The organism is Brevibacillus brevis (assembly GCF_022026395.1).
Lineage (GTDB): Bacteria > Bacillota > Bacilli > Brevibacillales > Brevibacillaceae > Brevibacillus.
The window spans coordinates 3,633,350-3,651,978 of sequence record NZ_CP041767.1 but is presented as its reverse complement, the minus strand read 5'-3'; the positions used below and the strand labels follow the sequence as shown (position 1 = coordinate 3,651,978).

Genomic DNA, 18,629 nt, shown 5'->3' with positions numbered 1-18,629 from the left:
CAGCCTGATTCGATTTTGTAGTTTGGAGGATTAACAGCATGTCACAACCAACAATTACAGTAGTGGGCGCTGGTCTCGCTGGTAGTGAGGCAGCATGGCAAATCGCGCAGGCGGGTGTAAAAGTAAAGCTGTATGAGATGAGACCGAAGACACAAACGCCTGCACACCATACCGATAAATTTGCAGAGTTGGTATGCAGTAATTCATTGCGTGCTAACACGTTAACGAATGCAGTGGGTGTATTAAAAGAAGAAATGCGTCGACTGAACTCTGTCATTATCGATGCGGCAGATCGTTGCGCGGTTCCAGCTGGAGGCGCGCTTGCCGTAGACAGACACGAGTTCGCGGCTCATGTTACAGATGCCGTTCGAAATCATCCATTGGTTGAGGTCATTTCGGATGAAATTACCGAAATTCCGGATGGGATTGTCGTAATTGCGACGGGGCCACTTACTTCTCCAGCTTTGTCTACAAAGTTAAAAGAGCTGACGGGTGAAGAGTATCTGTACTTCTATGATGCAGCAGCGCCCATTATAGAAAAAGACTCGATTGATATGAACAAGGTATTCGTTGCCTCCAGATATGATAAGGGTGAAGCAGCTTATCTGAACTGCCCGATGACTGAAGAGGAGTTCAATCGTTTCTATGATGCGCTGATCTCTGCGGAAACAGTTCCATTGAAGGAATTTGAAAAGGAAATCTTCTTTGAAGGCTGCATGCCGATTGAAGTATTGGCAAAACGTGGTCACAAGACCATGACATTTGGTCCCATGAAGCCAGTAGGTTTGGTTGATCCGCGGACGGGCAAAAAGTCTTATGCTGTTGTACAGCTTCGTCAGGACAATAGTGCTGCCACATTGTATAACATCGTAGGTTTCCAGACCCATCTGAAATGGCCGGATCAAAAAAGAGTCTTTTCACTCATTCCTGGGTTGGAAAACTGCGAAATCGTTCGTTATGGTGTGATGCATCGCAACACCTTTATCAACTCGCCAAAACTGTTGAAGCCTACGTATCAGTATAAAGACCGGGAAACACTTTTCTTTGCTGGTCAAATGACTGGTGTCGAAGGATATGTAGAGTCAGCAGCATCTGGTTTGCTTGCGGGGATAAATGCAGCACGACTCGCAAAAGGGGAAGAATTAATCGAGCTCCCACCAGAAACAATTATGGGTAGTATGGCTCGTTATATTACAACGGCAGATCCAAAGCATTTCCAACCGATGAACGCAAACTTCGGGCTTGTACCGGAATGGCCAGAACGAATCCGAGACAAGCGGTTGAAAAATGAAAAGCTCGCTGAGCGGGCGCTAGATACAATTCAGAATTTTACACAAGAACGACACAATTAACATTGATATCCGATTTTCGTCTGTGTTACTATATAGGTGCTTCGAGGAGGGTGCATCCCGTATGGACATTTCGCAACAAAATTCTGCGGATATTGAGATGTTTACCCGCTATTTGCGAGTTGAAAAAAACGCCTCTCCTCATACGGTGAAGCAGTATGTGGCAGATATCAGCGAATTTGTCTCCTTTATGGAACAGCACCAAATCACCGTATTTGCTGCTGTTTCTTATTTGCATGGTCGCTCCTTTCTCGCGCAATTGGCTGGCAGGGGGCTTTCCCGGCGAAGTATTGCCCGCAAGCTATCCAGCTTGCGTAGCTTGTACCGATTTCTGTTGCGTGAAGGTCAACTGGAACAGAACCCATTTCAACTAGTCTCCACTCCCAAAATGGAGAAGAAACTTCCTTCCTTTTTATATCCGCAAGAAGTTCAAGCTTTTTTCGATCTGCCTGATACAACCACTCCATTGGGAATTCGTGATCGGCTGATTTTTGAACTGTTGTATGCTAGCGGCATGCGCGTTACGGAGCTCACCACTTTATCTGTGAGTGATGTGAATCCGAGCATGGGAGTCGCCTTGGTTTATGGAAAAGGAGCGAAAGAACGATATGTGCCGGTTGGAAGTTATGCCTGCGACGTTCTTCGGCAATACCTAGAATATGGAAGAGAAAAACTGTTGGCTGGAAAAGTAGAACACGGCAATTTGCTGGTTAACTATCGGGGAGAACCGTTATCCGACCGCAGTGTTCGGCGGATTGTAGACAAATACGTAGAAACGTACGCTCTTCAATTGCGGGTTTCACCACATACCTTTCGTCATACGTTTGCGACCCATATGTTGAATGGCGGTGCTGATCTGCGTACCGTGCAAGAATTATTGGGACACGTTAATGTATCGACGACACAGGTGTACACGCATGTGACCAAAGAGCGACTTCGGCATGTATATGACACCGCTCACCCACGAGCAAACCCGGGCAATACAGGTTCCGCCAATCGGACATAACGGGAGGAATCAGTGATGGAACAGTTTCACGCAACAACCATATTTGCTGTACAGCACAATGGGTCTGTAGCGATGGCCGGAGATGGTCAGGTTACTTTTGGCAACAGCATGGTAATGAAGCACGGTGCCAAAAAAGTAAGACGTCTATATCGCGGCGAAGTTTTAGCAGGATTCGCTGGCTCTGTTGCTGATGCCATTACGCTTTTTGAGAAGTTTGAAGGAAAGCTGGAGGAGTACCACGGCAATCTGCAGCGAGCTGCTGTAGAGCTGGCGAAAGAGTGGCGCATGGATAAAATTTTGCGTCGTTTGGAAGCAATGATGATTGTTGCCAATAAGGAGCATTTGCTGCTTATTTCCGGAAATGGTGAAATCATTGAGCCTGATGACGGGATTCTTGCAATTGGTTCTGGCGGTAGCTTTGCCCTTGCAGCAGGTCGTGCATTGAAAACATATGCGCCTCACCTCGGCGCACGTGAAATTGCGGAAGCATCGCTTCGTACCGCTGCTGAAATTTGCGTGTTCACAAACAACAATCTTGTTGTGGATGAGTTGAATTGAGCGAAAGGGAGGAACCTACTGTGCTGAATCTTGAGCAATTAACCCCGCGTAAGATCGTAGAGCATTTGGATAAATACATTGTCGGGCAGGCACAAGCCAAGAAAGCCATTGCTGTGGCGCTTCGCAACCGCTATCGTCGCAGTCGTTTGCCAGAGCAAATGATTGAAGAGGTTGTTCCAAAAAACATCTTGATGATCGGACCTACTGGTGTTGGAAAAACGGAAATTGCACGTCGGATTGCAAAACTGACTGGTGCTCCTTTTATTAAAGTAGAAGCAACGAAGTTTACGGAAGTCGGTTATGTAGGACGAGACGTAGAATCGATGGTCCGTGATCTAGTGGAAGCTTCTATCCGTACGGTCAAACAAGAAAAAGTAGAGTCGGTGAAAGAGAAAGCCGAGAAGCTTGCGAATGAAGCGATTGTGAACGTACTTGTTCCATCTCGCAAGCAGGCGAACTCATTCAAAAATCCGTTGGAGATGTTCTTCGGTGGACAGCAGCAACAGCAGCAGGATACCTCTGATCAAGAAGAAGTGTCGATTCAGCAGCAACGCCGGCAAGTTATGTGGCAATTGACGAATGGCCAGTTGGAAGAGCAAATGATTGAGATTGAAGTCGAAGATCAATCACCTTCGATGTTTGACATGTTCCAGGTTCCGGGTACAGAACAAATGGGGATGCAAATGCAAGATATGCTCGGTAGCCTGATGCCTAAGCGGATGAAGAAACGAAAATTGCGAATAAAAGATGCGCGAAAGGTATTAATTCAGCAGGAAGCGCAAAAACTGGTGGATATGGACGAAGTCACGCAGGAGTCAATTCGTCGAGCTGAACAACACGGGATTATCTTCATTGACGAAATTGATAAGATTGCGGGTAAGGATGGGCGTGGCCCGGATGTATCCCGTGAAGGGGTCCAGCGTGATATTTTACCGATTGTGGAAGGCTCAACCGTCATGACCAAGTATGGTCCTGTCAAAACAGATTATGTTCTGTTTATTGCAGCTGGTGCTTTTCACATGGCAAAACCATCAGATTTAATTCCTGAATTGCAAGGTCGTTTTCCGATTCGGGTGGAGTTGACTAGCTTGCGCGTTGAAGATTTTGTCCGAATTCTGACAGAGCCTAAAAATGCGTTGCTTAAGCAGTACGTGGCCCTATTGGAAACAGAAGGTGTGCGTGTTGACTTTACCCCGGAAGCCATTCAGGAACTCGCTCGCCTCGCTGCTGAGGTCAATCAGAGCACAGATAACATTGGTGCTAGACGATTGCACACCATATTGGAGAAGCTACTGGAGGATCTCTCTTTTGAAGCCCCAGAAATTCACCTAGAAGTTGTACAGATTACCCCCGATTACGTTAATCAGAAATTAGGTACAATCGCGGGGAACAAAGACTTGAGTCAATATATTTTATAAACATTGGATAGGCAGCACATATAATTAGGAGGAAATACAGATGGATCTACTGTCAAAAACAAGAAGAATTAACCGCATGTTGCAAAAATCCGCGGGTCATGCCGTGAACTTCAATGAAATGTCCCAAGTTTTGAGTGACGTGATTGAAGCAAACACTTATGTGGTAAGCCGCAAAGGAAAACTTCTCGGCTTTGCGATTCATCAAGAAATGGATAACAGCCGTATGCGCAAAATGCTGGAAGAGCGCCGTTTTCCAGAAGAATACAGCATGGGGTTGCTAAAAGTAGACGAAACATCTGCGAACCTGGATGTAGATAGCCCATACACGATTTTCCCTGTTGAAATGAAAGAAGTATTCCGCACAGGTTGGACGACGCTTGTTCCAATTATGGGTGGAGGAGATCGTCTCGGTACGTTGATTTTGGGTCGTATTAACGATCAATTTGTCGATGACGACCTGATTCTTGCAGAAGTAGGGGCAACGGTAGTAGGCATGGAAATCTTGCGTGAGCGTTCTGAAGCAATCGAAGAAGAAGCACGCAGCAAAGCGGTTGTACAAATGGCAATTGGTTCCCTCTCCTATAGTGAGTTGGAAGCAGTTGAACATATTTTTGAAGAACTCGAAGGCAAAGAAGGCTTGCTCGTAGCCTCCAAAATCGCGGATCGCGTAGGAATTACTCGCTCTGTTATTGTAAACGCGCTCCGTAAGCTGGAGAGTGCGGGTGTTATCGAATCCCGTTCCCTGGGGATGAAAGGTACCTTCATTAAAGTGCTGAATGAAAAGCTGTTGCCTGAGCTTGAGAAGCTCAAAACTTCGTAATTTACCTTGTCAAAAGTTACAAGAAAGTAAACAAAAAGGTGTAGCAACTCAAGTTGCTGCACCTTTTCTCATGGGACTTTGGTCCTAGTTGTAGTAAAAAACGACACATTATTACCATAAAATATATATTGATTTTTTATGCATGCCTCGACATTTGCAATGGTTTGAATATGGTTTCCTTGTAAAATGCAGTAAAAAAACAGGAAAGATAAGGGATTTAGTCCCATTGAATCATTTTGAAAAACGTCATGAAAAGGGGCTTTTTTGTCCAAATTGATTTTGCTATGATTGAATCGTATTAGGGTGTCGAAAATACAGGAAATATAGGTGGTTTTAGGGAAAAGAATTGACTCATATTGGGGGAGAAGGAAAAATGCTGGATAGTTACCATCTGCAGGTCTTGGAGAGATCACTGGACGCTGCAACATTGCGACATAGAACGATCGCAAACAACCTTGCCAACATAGACACCCCTCAATTCAAAAGTCAACAAGTCATCTTCGAGAGCTTTTTGCAAGATGAGTTGAACGCAAGAGCGGGAAATGGCAAGTTAGAAGCGTATCGGACCAATCAAAGACACCTCCCGTTTGGAAATGCAGGTGTTGCAGTCCCACAGGTTGTGTCCAATCCGAATAACTTCATTCAGAACAGTGGCAATGATGTTGACTTGGAATCAGAAACAACAGAATTGGCCAAAAACCAAATTTGGTACAGCGGTTTAACGCAATTGACAGCAGGACATTTTCAAAAACTACGCAGTGTAATTGAGGGTGGAGGTAAATAAAGATGAGCTTGTTTCAGGGAATTAACACAAGTGCTTCTGCCTTAACAGCTAACCGCTTGCGATTGGATACGATTGCTTCCAATATTGCGAATGCGGAAACCACTCGAGCGAACTTCGTAGATGGCGCCTGGCAGCCATATAGGAGGAAAATGGTGGAGTTGTCACCTCAAACAAATGGAACATTTGATAACTTCCTGCAAGCTGCGGTAGGGACGGTCTCAGGAAGTCGGGGTGGACAAGGTGTGAAGGTCACAGCGATTCAAGAAGACAATACTCCGTTTAAGCGAGTATTTGATCCATCTCATCCAGATGCAGATCAAGACGGGTATCTCTTGATGCCGAATGTCGACCCGATGAAAGAGATGGTGGACATGATCTCCGCATCAAGATCATACGAAGCCAACGTGACAGCATTGAATGCTTCCAAATCGATGATGCTAAAAGCATTGGAAATCAAGTAAGGCGGGTGACAGTAAGGAATGGAAATGAGTGCAATCTCCCAACTAACGCCAATTCGTACACCGAGTGTGAACAAGCCAACCCCAGCTGAAGTTTCCCAAGAATTCTCATCGTTTCTATCGGATGCCATGAATAAAGTGAATCAGGCGCAAGTAGAATCGTCGAATCTTGCCGACAGGTTTGCAGCGGGAGAAATTACCGACTTGCACCAATTGACTGTTGCAGGTCAAAAAGCTTCCGTGATGCTACAAATGACCATGCAGGTCAGGAACAAGATGATTGAGTCTTATCAAGAAATCATGCGCATGTCGATTTGATCGTTGTTGGTATCCTTTGAGAGGTGAAACATGAACGAACGTTTAGCAGTATACAAAGACCAGATTACGTCAAAATGGAACCAATTTTCCAAGAAACAAAAATGGATGATTCTCGGTATTTCGCTCTTCCTCTTGATTTCTCTAGGTCTATACATATACATCGCTTCTCAGCCGGTGTACAAACCACTTTACAACCAAAGATTAAGTGAACAGGAAATCGGGACTATCAAGCAAGAGTTGGAAGCTTCACAAATCCCATACCGTATCACGGGGAATGGTACAAGTATCGAGGTTCCAGAAAAAATGGCACAAGATGTCATTGTCGATTTGGCTGCACAAGGTATTCCGAGCCAAGCAGGAATTAATGCGGAAATATTCTCCAGTACTCTAGGAGTTACAGATCGCCAATTTGATGTCATGAAGAAAGAGGCTTTACAACAAGAGCTACGCAAGATGCTGGAACGTGTAAAAGGTGTACGCTCCGCACAAGTGATGATTACGTTGCCGCAGGAAAGCGTTTGGGTAACGGAGACTCCGGATACAGCGACGGCTTCCGTTATCGTCGATGTAGAACCTGGAACAACGCTTGATCAAAAGCAAATTAACTCGCTTTATCTGCTTGTTTCCCGAAGCGTTCCCAAATTGCCGATGGAAGCGATTGCGATTACAGACCAGTATTCCAATCCACTGGAACGTTCCGAAGGCAATGAAAACGAAGGAACATTGAGTAGCTTTAAGCAACAGGAAACAATCAAAGCAGATGTTGAAAAGAAAATTCAACAAAACCTGTACAACTTGTTGGGTACAATCATGGGACGCGATAAAGTCATCGTACATACGTTCATCAAAATGAACTTTGACAAAGAAAATCGCGTAGAGAACATCGTCGAGGCACCTGACAAAGAGAATAACGAAGGACTTATCATTTCTTCTCAAAAATTATCAAAAGCCTTTTCTGGACAAGGTCAACCTCCAGGGGGAATTGCAGGAACCAATAACAATGCAGTTCCGAACTACCCGGGAGCTAACCCACAAGGAAGTAACAGTCAATACGAAGAGTTGAATGATACGATTAACCGTGAAGTAAATCGCATCACACGAAATGTTACATCAAGCCCGTACAAGATCGAAGACATCACAATCAACGTTGGGGTAGAACCGCCAGCTGGTGGAACACTGGATGCTGCTACACTCGAGAGCATTAAACAAGTGTTGCGCAATGTTGTTCGTGTCACATTAAGTGAGCAGGCTTCTGATTTGACGGATACTGAGTTGGACAAGCATATTTCTGTACTCCCTCGTCAGTTCTCAGGAAAAGCTGAGATTGAGGATTCCAGTGCACTAAGTCCTGCTGTTCTTTGGACAGTTGGTGGTATTGCAGTCTTGGCACTTGCTGCTGTTGCCTTCCTCGTTTATCGCAGACGCAGTCAAGCGAAGCAACAACAAGAAGAAGAGGAATTGCCAGACTTGCTGACACCGTTAAACGCGGCCGAAATACCAGACTTGATTTACCAAGAAGATGGAGACCAGGTAGTGGTTAGAAAGCAACTTGAAAAATTGGCGCGAAGCAAACCAGATGAGTTTGTTGTTCTGCTTCGTACATGGTTAGCAGAAGATTAAGGAGTGAATGGTATGGCTCGCGGCGCTAAAGAGTTGTCAGGACGACAAAAAGCAGCTATCCTCCTCATCTCACTCGGGCCGGAAGTTTCTGCCCAAGTGTTCAAGCATTTGCGTGAGGATGAGATCGAGCAACTGACATTAGAAATCGCCAATGTGCGAAAAGTGGATACGGATGAAAAAGATAAAATTTTATCTGAATTTCACCAGATAGCAGTTGCCAAAGAGGTAATTGCACAAGGCGGGATTACATACGCCAAAGAAATCTTGCAAAAAGCTTTGGGTGAGACCAAAGCGATGGATATTATCAATCGCTTGACGGCAAACCTTCAAGTTCGACCGTTTGACTTTGCTAGAAAGGCTGACCCAGGTCAAATCCTAAACTTTATCCAAAATGAGCATCCGCAGACGATAGCCCTGGTGCTTTCTTATCTGGAGGCTCAACAAGCTGCCATGATCCTGTCGGCACTTCCACAAGAACGTCAAGCGGAGGTTGCAAAACGTATTGCGACTATGGACAGTACTTCACCGGAAGTAATCGCCCAAGTAGAACAGGTATTGGAGCAAAAGCTCTCTGCCACTGTTACCCAAGATTACACGCAGGCAGGCGGGATCGAAGCGATCGTGGCTGTACTCAACGGTGTCGATCGTGGAACCGAACGCACGATTCTGGATTCCCTCGAAATTCAAGATCCAGAGTTGGCAGAAGAAATCAAGAAGCGTATGTTCGTCTTCGAGGACATTGCTACACTCGACAACCGTTCGATTCAGCGCGTTATCCGCGACGTGGAAAATGCCGATCTGCAACTTTCCCTCAAGGTATCCAGCGAAGAAGTTCGGGAAGTTATTTTCCGGAACATGTCCAAGCGGATGGCGGATACCTTCAAAGAAGAAATGGAGTTTATGGGCCCAGTTCGCCTTCGCGACGTCGAAGAGGCACAATCTCGTATCGTTGCAATTATCCGTCGCTTAGAGGAGGCTGGTGAGATCATCATCGCCCGCGGTGGAGGAGATGATATCATTGTCTAGGATCATCAAAAGCGCCAATTATCGGCCTTCTGAGGAATCTTTTCTTCTCTCGGTAACGCCTGTACCACTTAAGACGGAGGAAGTTGCCGAAAGGTTGCAAGAAAACCAAGAAATTTTTAATCAAGCTGAGATCGAGGCGAAAACGATCATCTCAGATGCAGAAGAAACCGCACAAAACATCTTGCAGCAAGCTGCGGAGCAAGCAGAGCAGGTAAGACAAGAGACGCTTGCACAGATGGAAGAATGGTGGGAACAAAAGCGTCAGGAAGCTGCGCAACTTTTTCAGCAAGTGCAGGAGCAGGCTATGACGGAAGGGCAAGAGGCTGGTTTCGAAGCGGGTAAACGTGAGGCGTACGAAGAGCAAACAGATACACTCAGCCAAGCAAAAACCATTCTGGAACAAGCGTTTGCCGAGAAAAAACAAATTATCGCTGAGGCGGAGCCCTTTCTAGTGGAACTCAGCATAGAAATTGCCAAAAAAATCATTGGACAGGAATTGCAACAGCATCCCGAGCAGGTTCTGGAAATGACCAAAAAAGCACTCCGCCGCTCCCGGGTTCATGGCGAGATTACGGTGTGCGTCAACCATAAGTACTTCGATTATGTGCTCGAGCATCGTGCTGGTTTTCTGGAATTGTTAGATGGACAAGCAGAGCTCTCCATTTACCCTGACTATACAGTACAAGACGGTGGATGTGTCATCCGTACCGCTTTGGGAAGTGTCGATGCCCGCATCGATACACAAATGGAAGAGATTAAGCAGGCACTGCTTACGATTGCCAGAGGAAGTGAGGCTCCATGAGCATCCTAGATCTCTCGAAGTACAAGCACATGCTGCATGGCTTAGATCCGATGCGTGTGAATGGCAAAGTGACACAGGTCGTTGGACTCACCATTGAGTCGCAAGGGCCAGAAGTGAAATTAGGCGAGATATGCCATCTATATCCGGCTAACACAAAGGAACCGATCATCGCAGAAGTGGTTGGCTTTCGCGAAAATAAAGTGCTGTTAATGCCATTAGGCGAATTGACCGAAATTGGTCCAGGTTGTGACGTCGTCGCGACAGGACGGTCGCTAGATGTAAAAGTTGGACCTGAAATATTGGGTTCGATCCTCGATGGCCTTGGGCGGCCCTATCAAGGTTCACTGCCATTTGGACTGACGTCCTATCCTACCAACAATATGCCGCCAAATCCTATCCTTCGACCGCGCATTCAAGAACCATTGAGTGTGGGAGTGAGAGCGATAGACGGACTCCTTACCATCGGGAAAGGTCAGCGGGTCGGCATTTTCGCTGGATCGGGGGTAGGGAAAAGTACATTGATGGGAATGATTGCCCGAAATACGACGGCAGATATCAATGTGATTGGTCTCATTGGAGAACGTGGCCGTGAAGTCATGGAGTTTATCGAGCGCGATCTTGGGGAAGAAGGACTAAAGCGGTCTGTTGTTGTCGTAGCTACTTCCGATCAACCTGCCATGATTCGAATCAAGGGAGCGATGATTGCGACTTCCATAGCGGAATATTTCCGCGATCGTGGAATGAATGTCATGCTCATGATGGATTCTGTCACGCGCTTTGCCATGGCACAACGTGAAGTGGGCTTGGCAATCGGTGAACCTCCGGCTACGCGTGGTTATACGCCATCGGTGTTTGCGATGCTGCCAAAGCTGATGGAGCGTGCAGGAACAGCGGATAAGGGAAGTATTACGGCATTTTATACCGTATTGGTTGACTCTGACGACATGAACGATCCGATTGCGGATGCGGCGCGGGGGATTTTGGACGGTCACATCGTTCTTGACCGGAAAATTGCTCACAAAGGTCATTTTCCTGCCATTGATGTGATGGCGAGTGTAAGTCGTGTCATGAATGAAATCGTCGATAGTAACCATTTGGATGCTGCTCGTCAGCTGAAAAAACATTTGGCTACGTATCGTGAAGCGGAGGACCTCATAAACATCGGGGCGTACAAGCCGGGAAGCAATCGGGAAATCGATGCAGCCATTCGCTATCGTGATATCATTTCTGGTTTTACGGCACAAGGAACGCATGAACCGTCTACTTTGCAGGGTGCTATCCAAGCGTTGACAGCTCATTTCGGAGGAGTGAACTAACGTGCGTGTGTTTCAGTTTCATCTCCAAAAGGTTCTTGATTTAAAGGAAAAAGAAAAAGAACAAGCAGAGTGGGCTTTCGGAAAGTCCATCCAGCGTAAAAACGAAGAAGAGTGGAAGCTCTCTCAACTAACTGAGCATCATGACGAGATGACGATGAAGCTCCAGGAAGTACAGATGCAGACATGCAGTGCTGCGCAGCTCATTTCCATTACGCAATATCAGCAATCTGTTGCGAAATCCATTCAGAATCAGCAACGTACCTTGCATGGTTGTGAACAGGATGTGGAACGCTGTCAGTCACGATTGACGGAACGTATGAAAGAGTCCCAACTATGGCAACGCCTTCGGGAAAAGTCGCTCCACCAATTTCTGGACGACCAGAAGCAAAGAGAGCAAAAAGAGTTGGATGAGATCGGTACGCAGCTCTATCTTCGCCGAAGCTACTGAGGGAGGTTCCAAATGGAAGAAATCCAAGAAGAACGGGAATACGGCAGGTGGGAATGGTTCTTTTATATGATTGTCATTCCTGCTCTGTTTGCCAGCCTCCTTGGCGGTGTGCTCCTGAGCTTGCTCGGAGTAAACGTGTTAGGGACTGTTCTCCACTGGGCTAACTCCATACCGTACGTGGAAAAATTAGTCCCGGACGACTATGCAGCAACTCCCGGCTCAGAAGAACAACCTGACATGGACAAACAAGTGGCAACCCTACAGCAAGATCAAGCAAAAAACCAGCAGCAGATTACCACTTTAAAAGAAGAGTCAGCAAAGAAAGATGCCACGATTGCGGCACTGGAAAAACAAATCGATGATGTAAACAAGGCAATGGAAGACAAGCGTGCAACTGAGGAAGAGCGTCAGAAGCAGTTTACAGATTTGGCGAAAGTGTACACAACCATGTCTCCAAAGAATGCTGCGGCCATCATTGAAAATTTAAAACTGCAAGAGTCAGTTGCCGTCATGACGAAAATGAAGCCTGCACAACAGGCAGACATTTTGGCCAAGATGGAACCAAAGAAAGCTGCCGATATTTCCATCTTGTTAAAAGATTCAGTTGTGAACAAAGATGATGACATTGCTGCTCTGCAACAACGAGTTGATGTTCTGACTAAGGCGTTGAGCAATACGCGTGAGGGGTCTGAGTCGAACGAGGAACTAATGAAGACATTTACTCAATTGCCGCCTGCGGATGCTGCTGCTATCATTCGTTCACTCATGGATACTAACAGAGGTCAAGCTATTGCCTTAATGAAAGACTTGCCTGCGGATAAACGGGCACAAACTCTCTCAGCGATCGCCAATGACGACAAGAAACAGAAAGAACCAGATAATCTGGCGGCTCGCATTACAGCAGAGTTGCTTCGAAAATAGAATGAGCAATCATCTGTTTTCGTTCTTATAAGCAACAAATATCAAATGGAGGAGGTGAACGAGATGAATGTGGCCAATTTGACCCCTGCAGTAGGATCAGCAGGATCTGTTACAGCAACCCCTACCGTTAATGCAGGTGGAACTGGTCTAGGTCAAATGTTTTCCATGCAATTGATTCAGGTGTTGGATCAGGTGGGGAACCCAGAAGAGACAATGGTGGATCCAGAGGGTTTAAGTGAAGAGGACATGCTCGCATTAGCTGATCTCATGGCATTATTTGCCCAACTGCTTGGCTCTGGTCAAACTGCGCAAGACGAATTACCGCCTGACGCCCAAGAAAAATTTGCAACTGCAATGGAACAACTATTGGGTAAAGCGCAAGGGAATGCTGGTCAAGTGAGTGAGGATTTAAAGCAGCTTCTAGCTAACCTGAAAAAAGGGGAAGCAACTCCAAACGAACTAGACAAGCTGGCAGCTCTTCTCGAATCCCTGAAGAATCAAAAAGGAAATGCTGAGGAGTCAAAACGAAGTGGACTGAACTTGCGATCCGATGTGATGGCAAACATGAACACAACCCAACAGGATACGTTTAAGACGATTTCTCCACTGCGGTTGAATCAAGGACTCTCGGCTTACAAGCTAGAGGCAGGGATTCAATCCCAAACAGTACAGTCAACCCTTCAAAGCGGCCTTTTGAATCAGGATGGCAATGCAGAAGAGGGCATGTTGAATGGAAATGGTCAGACACCGATTATTGCTTCATCTAATACACAGACACAATCTGTACAGACCTTTCAGCAACAGTCTGTTCCAACACATCACGTGAACGCCAACCAACTGACACAGCAAGTCACACAGCTTTTCGTGTCCAAGATGCAGTTGACCCAACATAATGGCGTACATGAGGCAAGGCTGATTCTGAATCCACAATCTTTGGGCCAAGTAGATGTAACGATTACTTCCCAAAATGGAGTGATTACAGCACAGTTCCATGCTGAAACACAGGCTGGAAAGGATATGCTGGACAATCAGCTTCCACAGCTTCGAGCTGCTTTGACCCAACAAGGCTTGCAGGTTGATCGCTTGGAGGTAAACCAACAGCAGGATACAGCTTTTAACTTCCAACAGCAGCGTGAACAAGCACGACAGCAACAAGAAAATCGAAAACAGCAAGATAAAGACGAGCAAGAATTTGCTCTCGATGCCCTGGTAGACAGTAATGAATCATCAGAAGTGCTATGGAATCGATTGCGGGAAACGGCTCGCGGCATTGACGACATCGTCTAGGATTGGATGTAAGGAGGAAGTGCCATGAACCATATTCGTGTGGGGCAACCCTATTTTCCTCCGAAAACGAATCACGTCGCAAAAGCTACTGCCCAAACTGCTCCGGGAAACAACACGTTATTTCAGCAGTATTTGACGGAATCGATTGGCGCTGTAACAAAGGCGGAGCCACTTAGTTTTAGCCAGCATGCCGTCAATCGCTTGCAGGAACGGGGCATAACGCTAGAAAGACAACAGATGGAGCGTTTGGAATCCGCTGTGGAAAAAGCAGCCGCCAAAGGCGCCAGAGAGTCTCTCATTATGATGGATAATGTGGCCTACGTCGTGAGCATCGTAAATCGGAAAATTATTACCGCTGTAGACGATGGCAGCATGAAAGACAACGTATTTACTAACATTGACAGTGCCATATTCGTGTAGGTGGCTGTTTACTGGGCTGGACCTCCTTTTGAGGAAGCCCATTCGGCTACCGACTGACAGAGGTAGCCGCTGTAAATGAGAAGGTAAAGGAGGAAGCAGGTATGCTTCGATCTATGTATTCAGGTATTTCAGGCTTGCGTGGATTTCAAACTAAGTTGGACGTTATTGGTAATAATATCGCGAACGTAAACACCGTGGGCTTCAAAAAGGGTCGTGTGATGTTCCAAGATATTTTGAGCCAAAACGTTCAAGGGGCTGGGGCACCTACAGCTGGTGGGAAGGGCGGAACTAACCCAACTCAGATTGGTCTAGGAGCTTCAATCGCATCCGTTGATACCGTCTTCAATGCTGGTAGTCCAATGACAACCAACCTGCCAACAGACCTTTCTATCGAGGGCGATGGATTCTTTATGGTAAGCCCGGATGAAGGGGCAACGATCTATTATACGCGTGCAGGCAACTTTACACGTGATGCAGACGGATACCTGGTGAACTCCCAAGGGATGAAGCTCATGAACACTGATCCAGGTGCCATTCAGATCAGCCAAAATGATGGGATTGTTTCTTACTCTATCGGAAAAGACGGAGTCATCACAACGGTGGATGAAACAGGTGCATTAGACTCTACGAATACCATTGGGATAATGACCTTCAATAACCCAGGTGGTTTGAAGAAGATTGGGAACAATCTTTACGAAAACACAGTAAACGCTGGTGCGAATGATAATGACCCCTTGACACCAGTAACGCCAGCTGATGCAAAAGTAAGCATCATCGCAGGACAACTGGAAATGTCCAACGTTGACCTTTCTGAAGAATTTACAGAAATGATCGTGGCACAACGCGGTTTCCAAGCAAACTCACGGATCATCACGACATCTGACACAGTATTGGAAGAACTGGTGAACCTGAAACGATAATTTCGTTTAACGGAAAAGCCGGGGAAGTGTTCTAAGCCTTCCCCAGCTTGATCCGGAAAGGAGCAGCCAATGATTAAGTTAACGCGGTTTAACGGTTCTACTTTTTATCTGAACATCACTCACATTGAAACTGTTGAAGGAACTCCGGATAGCGTAATTACGCTGTTCAACGACAGAAAGTACATCGTGAAGGATTCGGTGGAATCCATCGCTGAACGTGTTCAGGCTTTTTATCATAATGTTCCTCCGGCAACATCTGTACCGAAAATGCCGGGTGATTCAAATGAATAGCGGGAGGCATTAGCGATGTTTCAAAATCGATTGTTTAACATGGCTCTAATCATTATCATCGCGATATCGCTACTGGGAGTGATCTCGTTTGTTCTCTGGCAAACCTATCTCTCTCCGGCAGCCCAAACAGCCACGACGGAAGAGCAAGAAGTGAAGCCGCTCACGGCAGAGGAAATGAAAGAGTTCTCTGTTGATACTGGCGAAATTACTACGAACTTGCTAACGAATAATTACATGATTGTACGCTTTAGCATTACGGCTGACAGTAGTGCTGCCAAAACAGAGTTGGAGCAGCGCTTGCCGCAAGTCAATCAGGTGATTATTAAAACATTGGCGGGGTTGACACCAGAAGACATAAAAGGGACTGAAGGTGTGAACAAGCTAGAAGCAAAAATCATGAATGAAATCAGCTCCCTGATGCAAGAAGGTAAGATTGTTCAAGTAGTGACAACCAAACGCGTCTTGTCATAGGAAGCGATTATGGTATACATAGCAAGGAGGTGACGACATATGGCCGAGGTTCTCTCACAGAGTGAGATTGATGCGCTGTTGGCCGCCCTATCTTCGGGTGAAATGGATGCCAACGAGCTGAAAAAGGAAGAAACTGAGCGTAAAGTCAAAGTATATGATTTCAAACGCGCCCTGCGATTCTCGAAAGATCAGATCCGTGGTTTAACGCGAATCCATGAAAACTACGCGAGGCTGTTGACTACGTATTTTTCAGCTCAGCTCCGTACCTTCGTGCAAATTACGGTTGCCTCCGTCGATCAATTGCCGTATGACGAATTTATACGTTCTATTCCCAAGATGACTATCTTGAACATCTTTGAAGCTCCTCCGCTGGAAGGACGAATGGTTTTGGAAGTAAATCCAAACATCGCCTATACCATGTTGGATCGACTTCTGGGAGGACAGGGGGCGATTCCGGAAAAAATGGGCGCCCTTACGGAAATTGAAACAACGGTGATGGAACGCGTATTCGGCAAAGCGCTGGATACTTTCCACGAGGCATGGAAGCAAATCATTGAACTGGACCCGTATCAGGAAGGCTTGGAAATGAATCCACAGTTCATGCAGATCGTCTCACCTAATGAGATTGTCGTGGTAATCTCTTTTAGTACCAAAATCGGCGATACAACAGGAATGATCAATCTCTGTTTGCCTCACGTGGTACTGGAGCCAATCATGACAAAGCTGTCTGGACAATACTGGTTCTCCAAACAGAAGAAAACGCGGGATGAAGAAGAGCGCCTGCGTGTAGAAGAGCGAGTAAAAGTTGCAAAATTGCCGATTGTTGCTGAAATGGGAACAGCTACGATTACAGTAGGAGATTTCCTACAGCTACAAAAAGGCGATGTCATTCAATTAGATCAATCGATCGACAACAAGCTGAAAGTCAAAGTGGGCGACCACTTAAAGTTCTTGGGTCAGCCAGGAACACATAAAGGAAGAGTCGCCGTACAGATTGATGAAGTCATAGAGGAGGGGGAGGAACAAAATGAGTAGAGATATGCTTTCTCAAGACGAGATTGACGCGCTGTTACGTGCGAACAACTTGGTTGAGGACGAAGAGGAAGCTGTATCGGCAGTGACCCAGGATGTTGCCGATTTTCTGTCCCCGTTTGAACAGGATGCACTCGGAGAAATTGGTAATATCTCCTTTGGGAGCGCAGCTACTGCGTTATCTACTTTGTTAAGTCAAAAGGTAGATATTACAACCCCTACTGTTTCGGTAGTCAATGTCGATGAATTGGAAAGTGAATTTCCGATTCCTCACGTGGCTGTCCACGTGGAATATACAGATGGATTCAAAGGAATTAACCTGCTCGTCATTCGCATGGAAGATGCTGCCGTTATCGCGGATCTGATGATGGGCGGTGATGGTAGACCAGCGAGCACTGAAATGTCTGAGCTTCATATCAGCGCGGTTCAGGAAGCAATGAATCAAATGATGGGCTCCGCTGCTACGTCCATGTCGACGATTTTCAACCAGTTCATTAATATTACGCCACCAGGCATCGATGTAATGGATCTAGCGCAAGGCAAGGGTGGAGACAGCTTCTCTGATGATGACAGTCCTCTGGTGAAAGTATCTTTCCGCTTAAAGGTAGGAGAACATGGCGAACTTATTGATTCCAATATTATGCAGCTTCTCCCTCTTTCCTTTGCGAAAAAGATGATTGATCGACTGGTTGGAGGTGCAGGGGATGAAGAAGCAGCAGCGGCCCTCATAGATGAGATAGAGATGCCTTCTCTGCCTGCTATGGGTCTGTCGGCTCCTTCTATCCAGCCAAGTGCGCAAGAACAGCCACAGAGCGATGTACCGCCTGTAGCGCAGCCGTCACAGGCACAGCAACAGCCAATGTATCAGCAGCCGCCGGGCTACGCACCGCCAATGGGCTACCCAGGACAGCCGCCGATGTATCCTGACGCGTATGGACAACCAATGATGCCACCTGGCTACGCTCCGTACCCAGGAATGTATCAGCAGCCTCCAATGGCTCCGCCAACACCACAGCATTTCGGAGGTCCTGCCGCTAGTCAGGCGAATGTAGTACCAGCACAATTTGCTCCGCTTGGAGGTGCTCCTATGTATACAGGAGACATACAGAATTTGAACTTGCTTCACGATATTCCATTACAAGTAACAGTTGAGTTAGGACGTACGAAAAAGCTTATTAGAGAAATCCTTGACTTGTCCGCTGGATCGATTATACAGTTGGACAAGCTGGCAGGTGAGCATGTAGACATTTTGGTGAACAACAAACTAATTGCCAAGGGCGAGGTAGTCGTCATTGATGAGAACTTTGGGGTTCGTGTTACAGACATCATCAGTCAGATAGATCGTGTTCAAAAATTACAATAAA

At 46.3% G+C, this 18,629-nt stretch carries 21 protein-coding genes; all 21 read left to right on the top strand.

Annotated features, from left to right (window positions below; all coding sequences use genetic code 11):
• Positions 1-38 precede the first annotated feature (38 nt).
• A complete protein-coding gene (trmFO, locus tag FO446_RS17345; RefSeq protein ID WP_056488428.1) occupies positions 39-1,352 on the top strand; it encodes an FADH(2)-oxidizing methylenetetrahydrofolate--tRNA-(uracil(54)-C(5))-methyltransferase TrmFO in 1,314 nt (437 codons plus the stop codon).
• A 61-nt stretch (positions 1,353-1,413) separates the two neighbouring features.
• On the top strand, positions 1,414-2,355 hold the full coding sequence (gene xerC, locus FO446_RS17340) for a tyrosine recombinase XerC (protein WP_173608022.1): 942 nt from the start codon (positions 1,414-1,416) through the stop codon (positions 2,353-2,355).
• Between the two features lie 15 nt (positions 2,356-2,370).
• On the top strand, positions 2,371-2,913 hold the full coding sequence (hslV, locus tag FO446_RS17335) for an ATP-dependent protease subunit HslV (protein WP_015891764.1): 543 nt from the start codon (positions 2,371-2,373) through the stop codon (positions 2,911-2,913).
• A gap of 20 nt (positions 2,914-2,933) precedes the next feature.
• On the top strand, positions 2,934-4,331 hold the full coding sequence (gene hslU, locus FO446_RS17330) for an ATP-dependent protease ATPase subunit HslU (RefSeq protein WP_304502563.1): 1,398 nt from the start codon (positions 2,934-2,936) through the stop codon (positions 4,329-4,331).
• A gap of 40 nt (positions 4,332-4,371) precedes the next feature.
• Positions 4,372-5,151, top strand: coding sequence for a GTP-sensing pleiotropic transcriptional regulator CodY (gene codY, locus FO446_RS17325; protein WP_016743316.1), 780 nt, complete (start codon positions 4,372-4,374; stop codon positions 5,149-5,151).
• 373 nt (positions 5,152-5,524) lie between these two features.
• Positions 5,525-5,935 carry a flagellar basal body rod protein FlgB gene (flgB, locus tag FO446_RS17320; RefSeq protein ID WP_173608021.1) on the top strand — a complete coding sequence of 137 codons (411 nt, stop codon included), beginning with the start codon at positions 5,525-5,527 and terminating at the stop codon, positions 5,933-5,935.
• A 2-nt stretch (positions 5,936-5,937) separates the two neighbouring features.
• Entirely contained in the window at positions 5,938-6,396 is a 459-nt protein-coding gene (gene flgC / locus FO446_RS17315; RefSeq protein WP_106653452.1) for a flagellar basal body rod protein FlgC, read from the top strand.
• Between the two features lie 18 nt (positions 6,397-6,414).
• A complete protein-coding gene (gene fliE, locus FO446_RS17310; protein WP_088908111.1) occupies positions 6,415-6,711 on the top strand; it encodes a flagellar hook-basal body complex protein FliE in 297 nt (98 codons plus the stop codon).
• Positions 6,712-6,741: 30 nt separating this feature from the next.
• The gene (fliF, locus tag FO446_RS17305) at positions 6,742-8,331 is read left to right on the top strand and encodes a flagellar basal-body MS-ring/collar protein FliF (protein WP_173608020.1); all 1,590 of its coding nucleotides are present in this window, start codon (positions 6,742-6,744) and stop codon (positions 8,329-8,331) included.
• A gap of 12 nt (positions 8,332-8,343) precedes the next feature.
• A complete protein-coding gene (gene fliG, locus FO446_RS17300) occupies positions 8,344-9,357 on the top strand; it encodes a flagellar motor switch protein FliG (protein ID WP_007719331.1) in 1,014 nt (337 codons plus the stop codon).
• Positions 9,341-10,159: a flagellar assembly protein FliH gene (gene fliH, locus FO446_RS17295; RefSeq protein WP_173608019.1), complete on the top strand. Its 819-nt coding sequence runs from the start codon at positions 9,341-9,343 to the stop codon at positions 10,157-10,159. Before fliG ends, fliH begins: the two co-directional genes overlap by 17 nt.
• Positions 10,156-11,475, top strand: coding sequence for a flagellar protein export ATPase FliI (fliI, locus tag FO446_RS17290; protein ID WP_173608018.1), 1,320 nt, complete (start codon positions 10,156-10,158; stop codon positions 11,473-11,475). Before fliH ends, fliI begins: the two co-directional genes overlap by 4 nt.
• Before the next feature lies 1 nt (position 11,476).
• Positions 11,477-11,923 (top strand): flagellar export protein FliJ, encoded by a 447-nt coding sequence (gene fliJ, locus FO446_RS17285; RefSeq protein WP_173608017.1) that lies wholly within the window; start codon positions 11,477-11,479, stop codon positions 11,921-11,923.
• Between the two features lie 12 nt (positions 11,924-11,935).
• Positions 11,936-12,844, top strand: coding sequence for a MotE family protein (locus FO446_RS17280; protein WP_173608016.1), 909 nt, complete (start codon positions 11,936-11,938; stop codon positions 12,842-12,844).
• Between the two features lie 63 nt (positions 12,845-12,907).
• On the top strand, positions 12,908-14,131 hold the full coding sequence (locus FO446_RS17275; protein ID WP_173608015.1) for a flagellar hook-length control protein FliK: 1,224 nt from the start codon (positions 12,908-12,910) through the stop codon (positions 14,129-14,131).
• A gap of 24 nt (positions 14,132-14,155) precedes the next feature.
• Positions 14,156-14,551 carry a TIGR02530 family flagellar biosynthesis protein gene (locus tag FO446_RS17270; RefSeq protein WP_232773269.1) on the top strand — a complete coding sequence of 132 codons (396 nt, stop codon included), beginning with the start codon at positions 14,156-14,158 and terminating at the stop codon, positions 14,549-14,551.
• A 101-nt stretch (positions 14,552-14,652) separates the two neighbouring features.
• On the top strand, positions 14,653-15,471 hold the full coding sequence (gene flgG / locus FO446_RS17265) for a flagellar basal body rod protein FlgG (RefSeq protein WP_173608013.1): 819 nt from the start codon (positions 14,653-14,655) through the stop codon (positions 15,469-15,471).
• A 69-nt stretch (positions 15,472-15,540) separates the two neighbouring features.
• Positions 15,541-15,762, top strand: coding sequence for a flagellar FlbD family protein (locus tag FO446_RS17260; RefSeq protein WP_015891749.1), 222 nt, complete (start codon positions 15,541-15,543; stop codon positions 15,760-15,762).
• 15 nt (positions 15,763-15,777) lie between these two features.
• On the top strand, positions 15,778-16,233 hold the full coding sequence (locus FO446_RS17255) for a flagellar basal body-associated FliL family protein (protein ID WP_173608012.1): 456 nt from the start codon (positions 15,778-15,780) through the stop codon (positions 16,231-16,233).
• Positions 16,234-16,272: 39 nt separating this feature from the next.
• Positions 16,273-17,268 (top strand): flagellar motor switch protein FliM, encoded by a 996-nt coding sequence (gene fliM, locus FO446_RS17250; protein ID WP_172140508.1) that lies wholly within the window; start codon positions 16,273-16,275, stop codon positions 17,266-17,268.
• A complete protein-coding gene (fliY, locus tag FO446_RS17245; protein WP_221869162.1) occupies positions 17,261-18,628 on the top strand; it encodes a flagellar motor switch phosphatase FliY in 1,368 nt (455 codons plus the stop codon). The genes fliM and fliY overlap by 8 nt, the downstream gene beginning before the upstream one ends.
• Position 18,629: the final 1 nt, after the last annotated feature.

Excerpts from the sequence above, each read along its gene's own strand:
- trmFO (WP_056488428.1), top strand. The coding sequence starts at position 39 with ATGTCACAACCAACAATTACAGTAGTGGGCGCTGGTCTCGCTGGTAGT.
- xerC (WP_173608022.1), top strand. The coding sequence starts at position 1,414 with ATGGACATTTCGCAACAAAATTCTGCGGATATTGAGATGTTTACCCGC.
- hslV (WP_015891764.1), top strand. The coding sequence starts at position 2,371 with ATGGAACAGTTTCACGCAACAACCATATTTGCTGTACAGCACAATGGG.
- codY (WP_016743316.1), top strand. The coding sequence starts at position 4,372 with ATGGATCTACTGTCAAAAACAAGAAGAATTAACCGCATGTTGCAAAAA.
- flgB (WP_173608021.1), top strand. The coding sequence starts at position 5,525 with ATGCTGGATAGTTACCATCTGCAGGTCTTGGAGAGATCACTGGACGCT.
- flgC (WP_106653452.1), top strand. The coding sequence starts at position 5,938 with ATGAGCTTGTTTCAGGGAATTAACACAAGTGCTTCTGCCTTAACAGCT.
- fliE (WP_088908111.1), top strand. The coding sequence starts at position 6,415 with ATGGAAATGAGTGCAATCTCCCAACTAACGCCAATTCGTACACCGAGT.
- fliF (WP_173608020.1), top strand. The coding sequence starts at position 6,742 with ATGAACGAACGTTTAGCAGTATACAAAGACCAGATTACGTCAAAATGG.
- fliG (WP_007719331.1), top strand. The coding sequence starts at position 8,344 with ATGGCTCGCGGCGCTAAAGAGTTGTCAGGACGACAAAAAGCAGCTATC.
- fliH (WP_173608019.1), top strand. The coding sequence starts at position 9,341 with ATGATATCATTGTCTAGGATCATCAAAAGCGCCAATTATCGGCCTTCT.
- fliI (WP_173608018.1), top strand. The coding sequence starts at position 10,156 with ATGAGCATCCTAGATCTCTCGAAGTACAAGCACATGCTGCATGGCTTA.
- FO446_RS17280 (WP_173608016.1), top strand. The coding sequence starts at position 11,936 with ATGGAAGAAATCCAAGAAGAACGGGAATACGGCAGGTGGGAATGGTTC.
- FO446_RS17275 (WP_173608015.1), top strand. The coding sequence starts at position 12,908 with ATGAATGTGGCCAATTTGACCCCTGCAGTAGGATCAGCAGGATCTGTT.
- FO446_RS17270 (WP_232773269.1), top strand. The coding sequence starts at position 14,156 with ATGAACCATATTCGTGTGGGGCAACCCTATTTTCCTCCGAAAACGAAT.
- flgG (WP_173608013.1), top strand. The coding sequence starts at position 14,653 with ATGCTTCGATCTATGTATTCAGGTATTTCAGGCTTGCGTGGATTTCAA.
- FO446_RS17260 (WP_015891749.1), top strand. The coding sequence starts at position 15,541 with ATGATTAAGTTAACGCGGTTTAACGGTTCTACTTTTTATCTGAACATC.
- FO446_RS17255 (WP_173608012.1), top strand. The coding sequence starts at position 15,778 with ATGTTTCAAAATCGATTGTTTAACATGGCTCTAATCATTATCATCGCG.
- fliM (WP_172140508.1), top strand. The coding sequence starts at position 16,273 with ATGGCCGAGGTTCTCTCACAGAGTGAGATTGATGCGCTGTTGGCCGCC.
- fliY (WP_221869162.1), top strand. The coding sequence starts at position 17,261 with ATGAGTAGAGATATGCTTTCTCAAGACGAGATTGACGCGCTGTTACGT.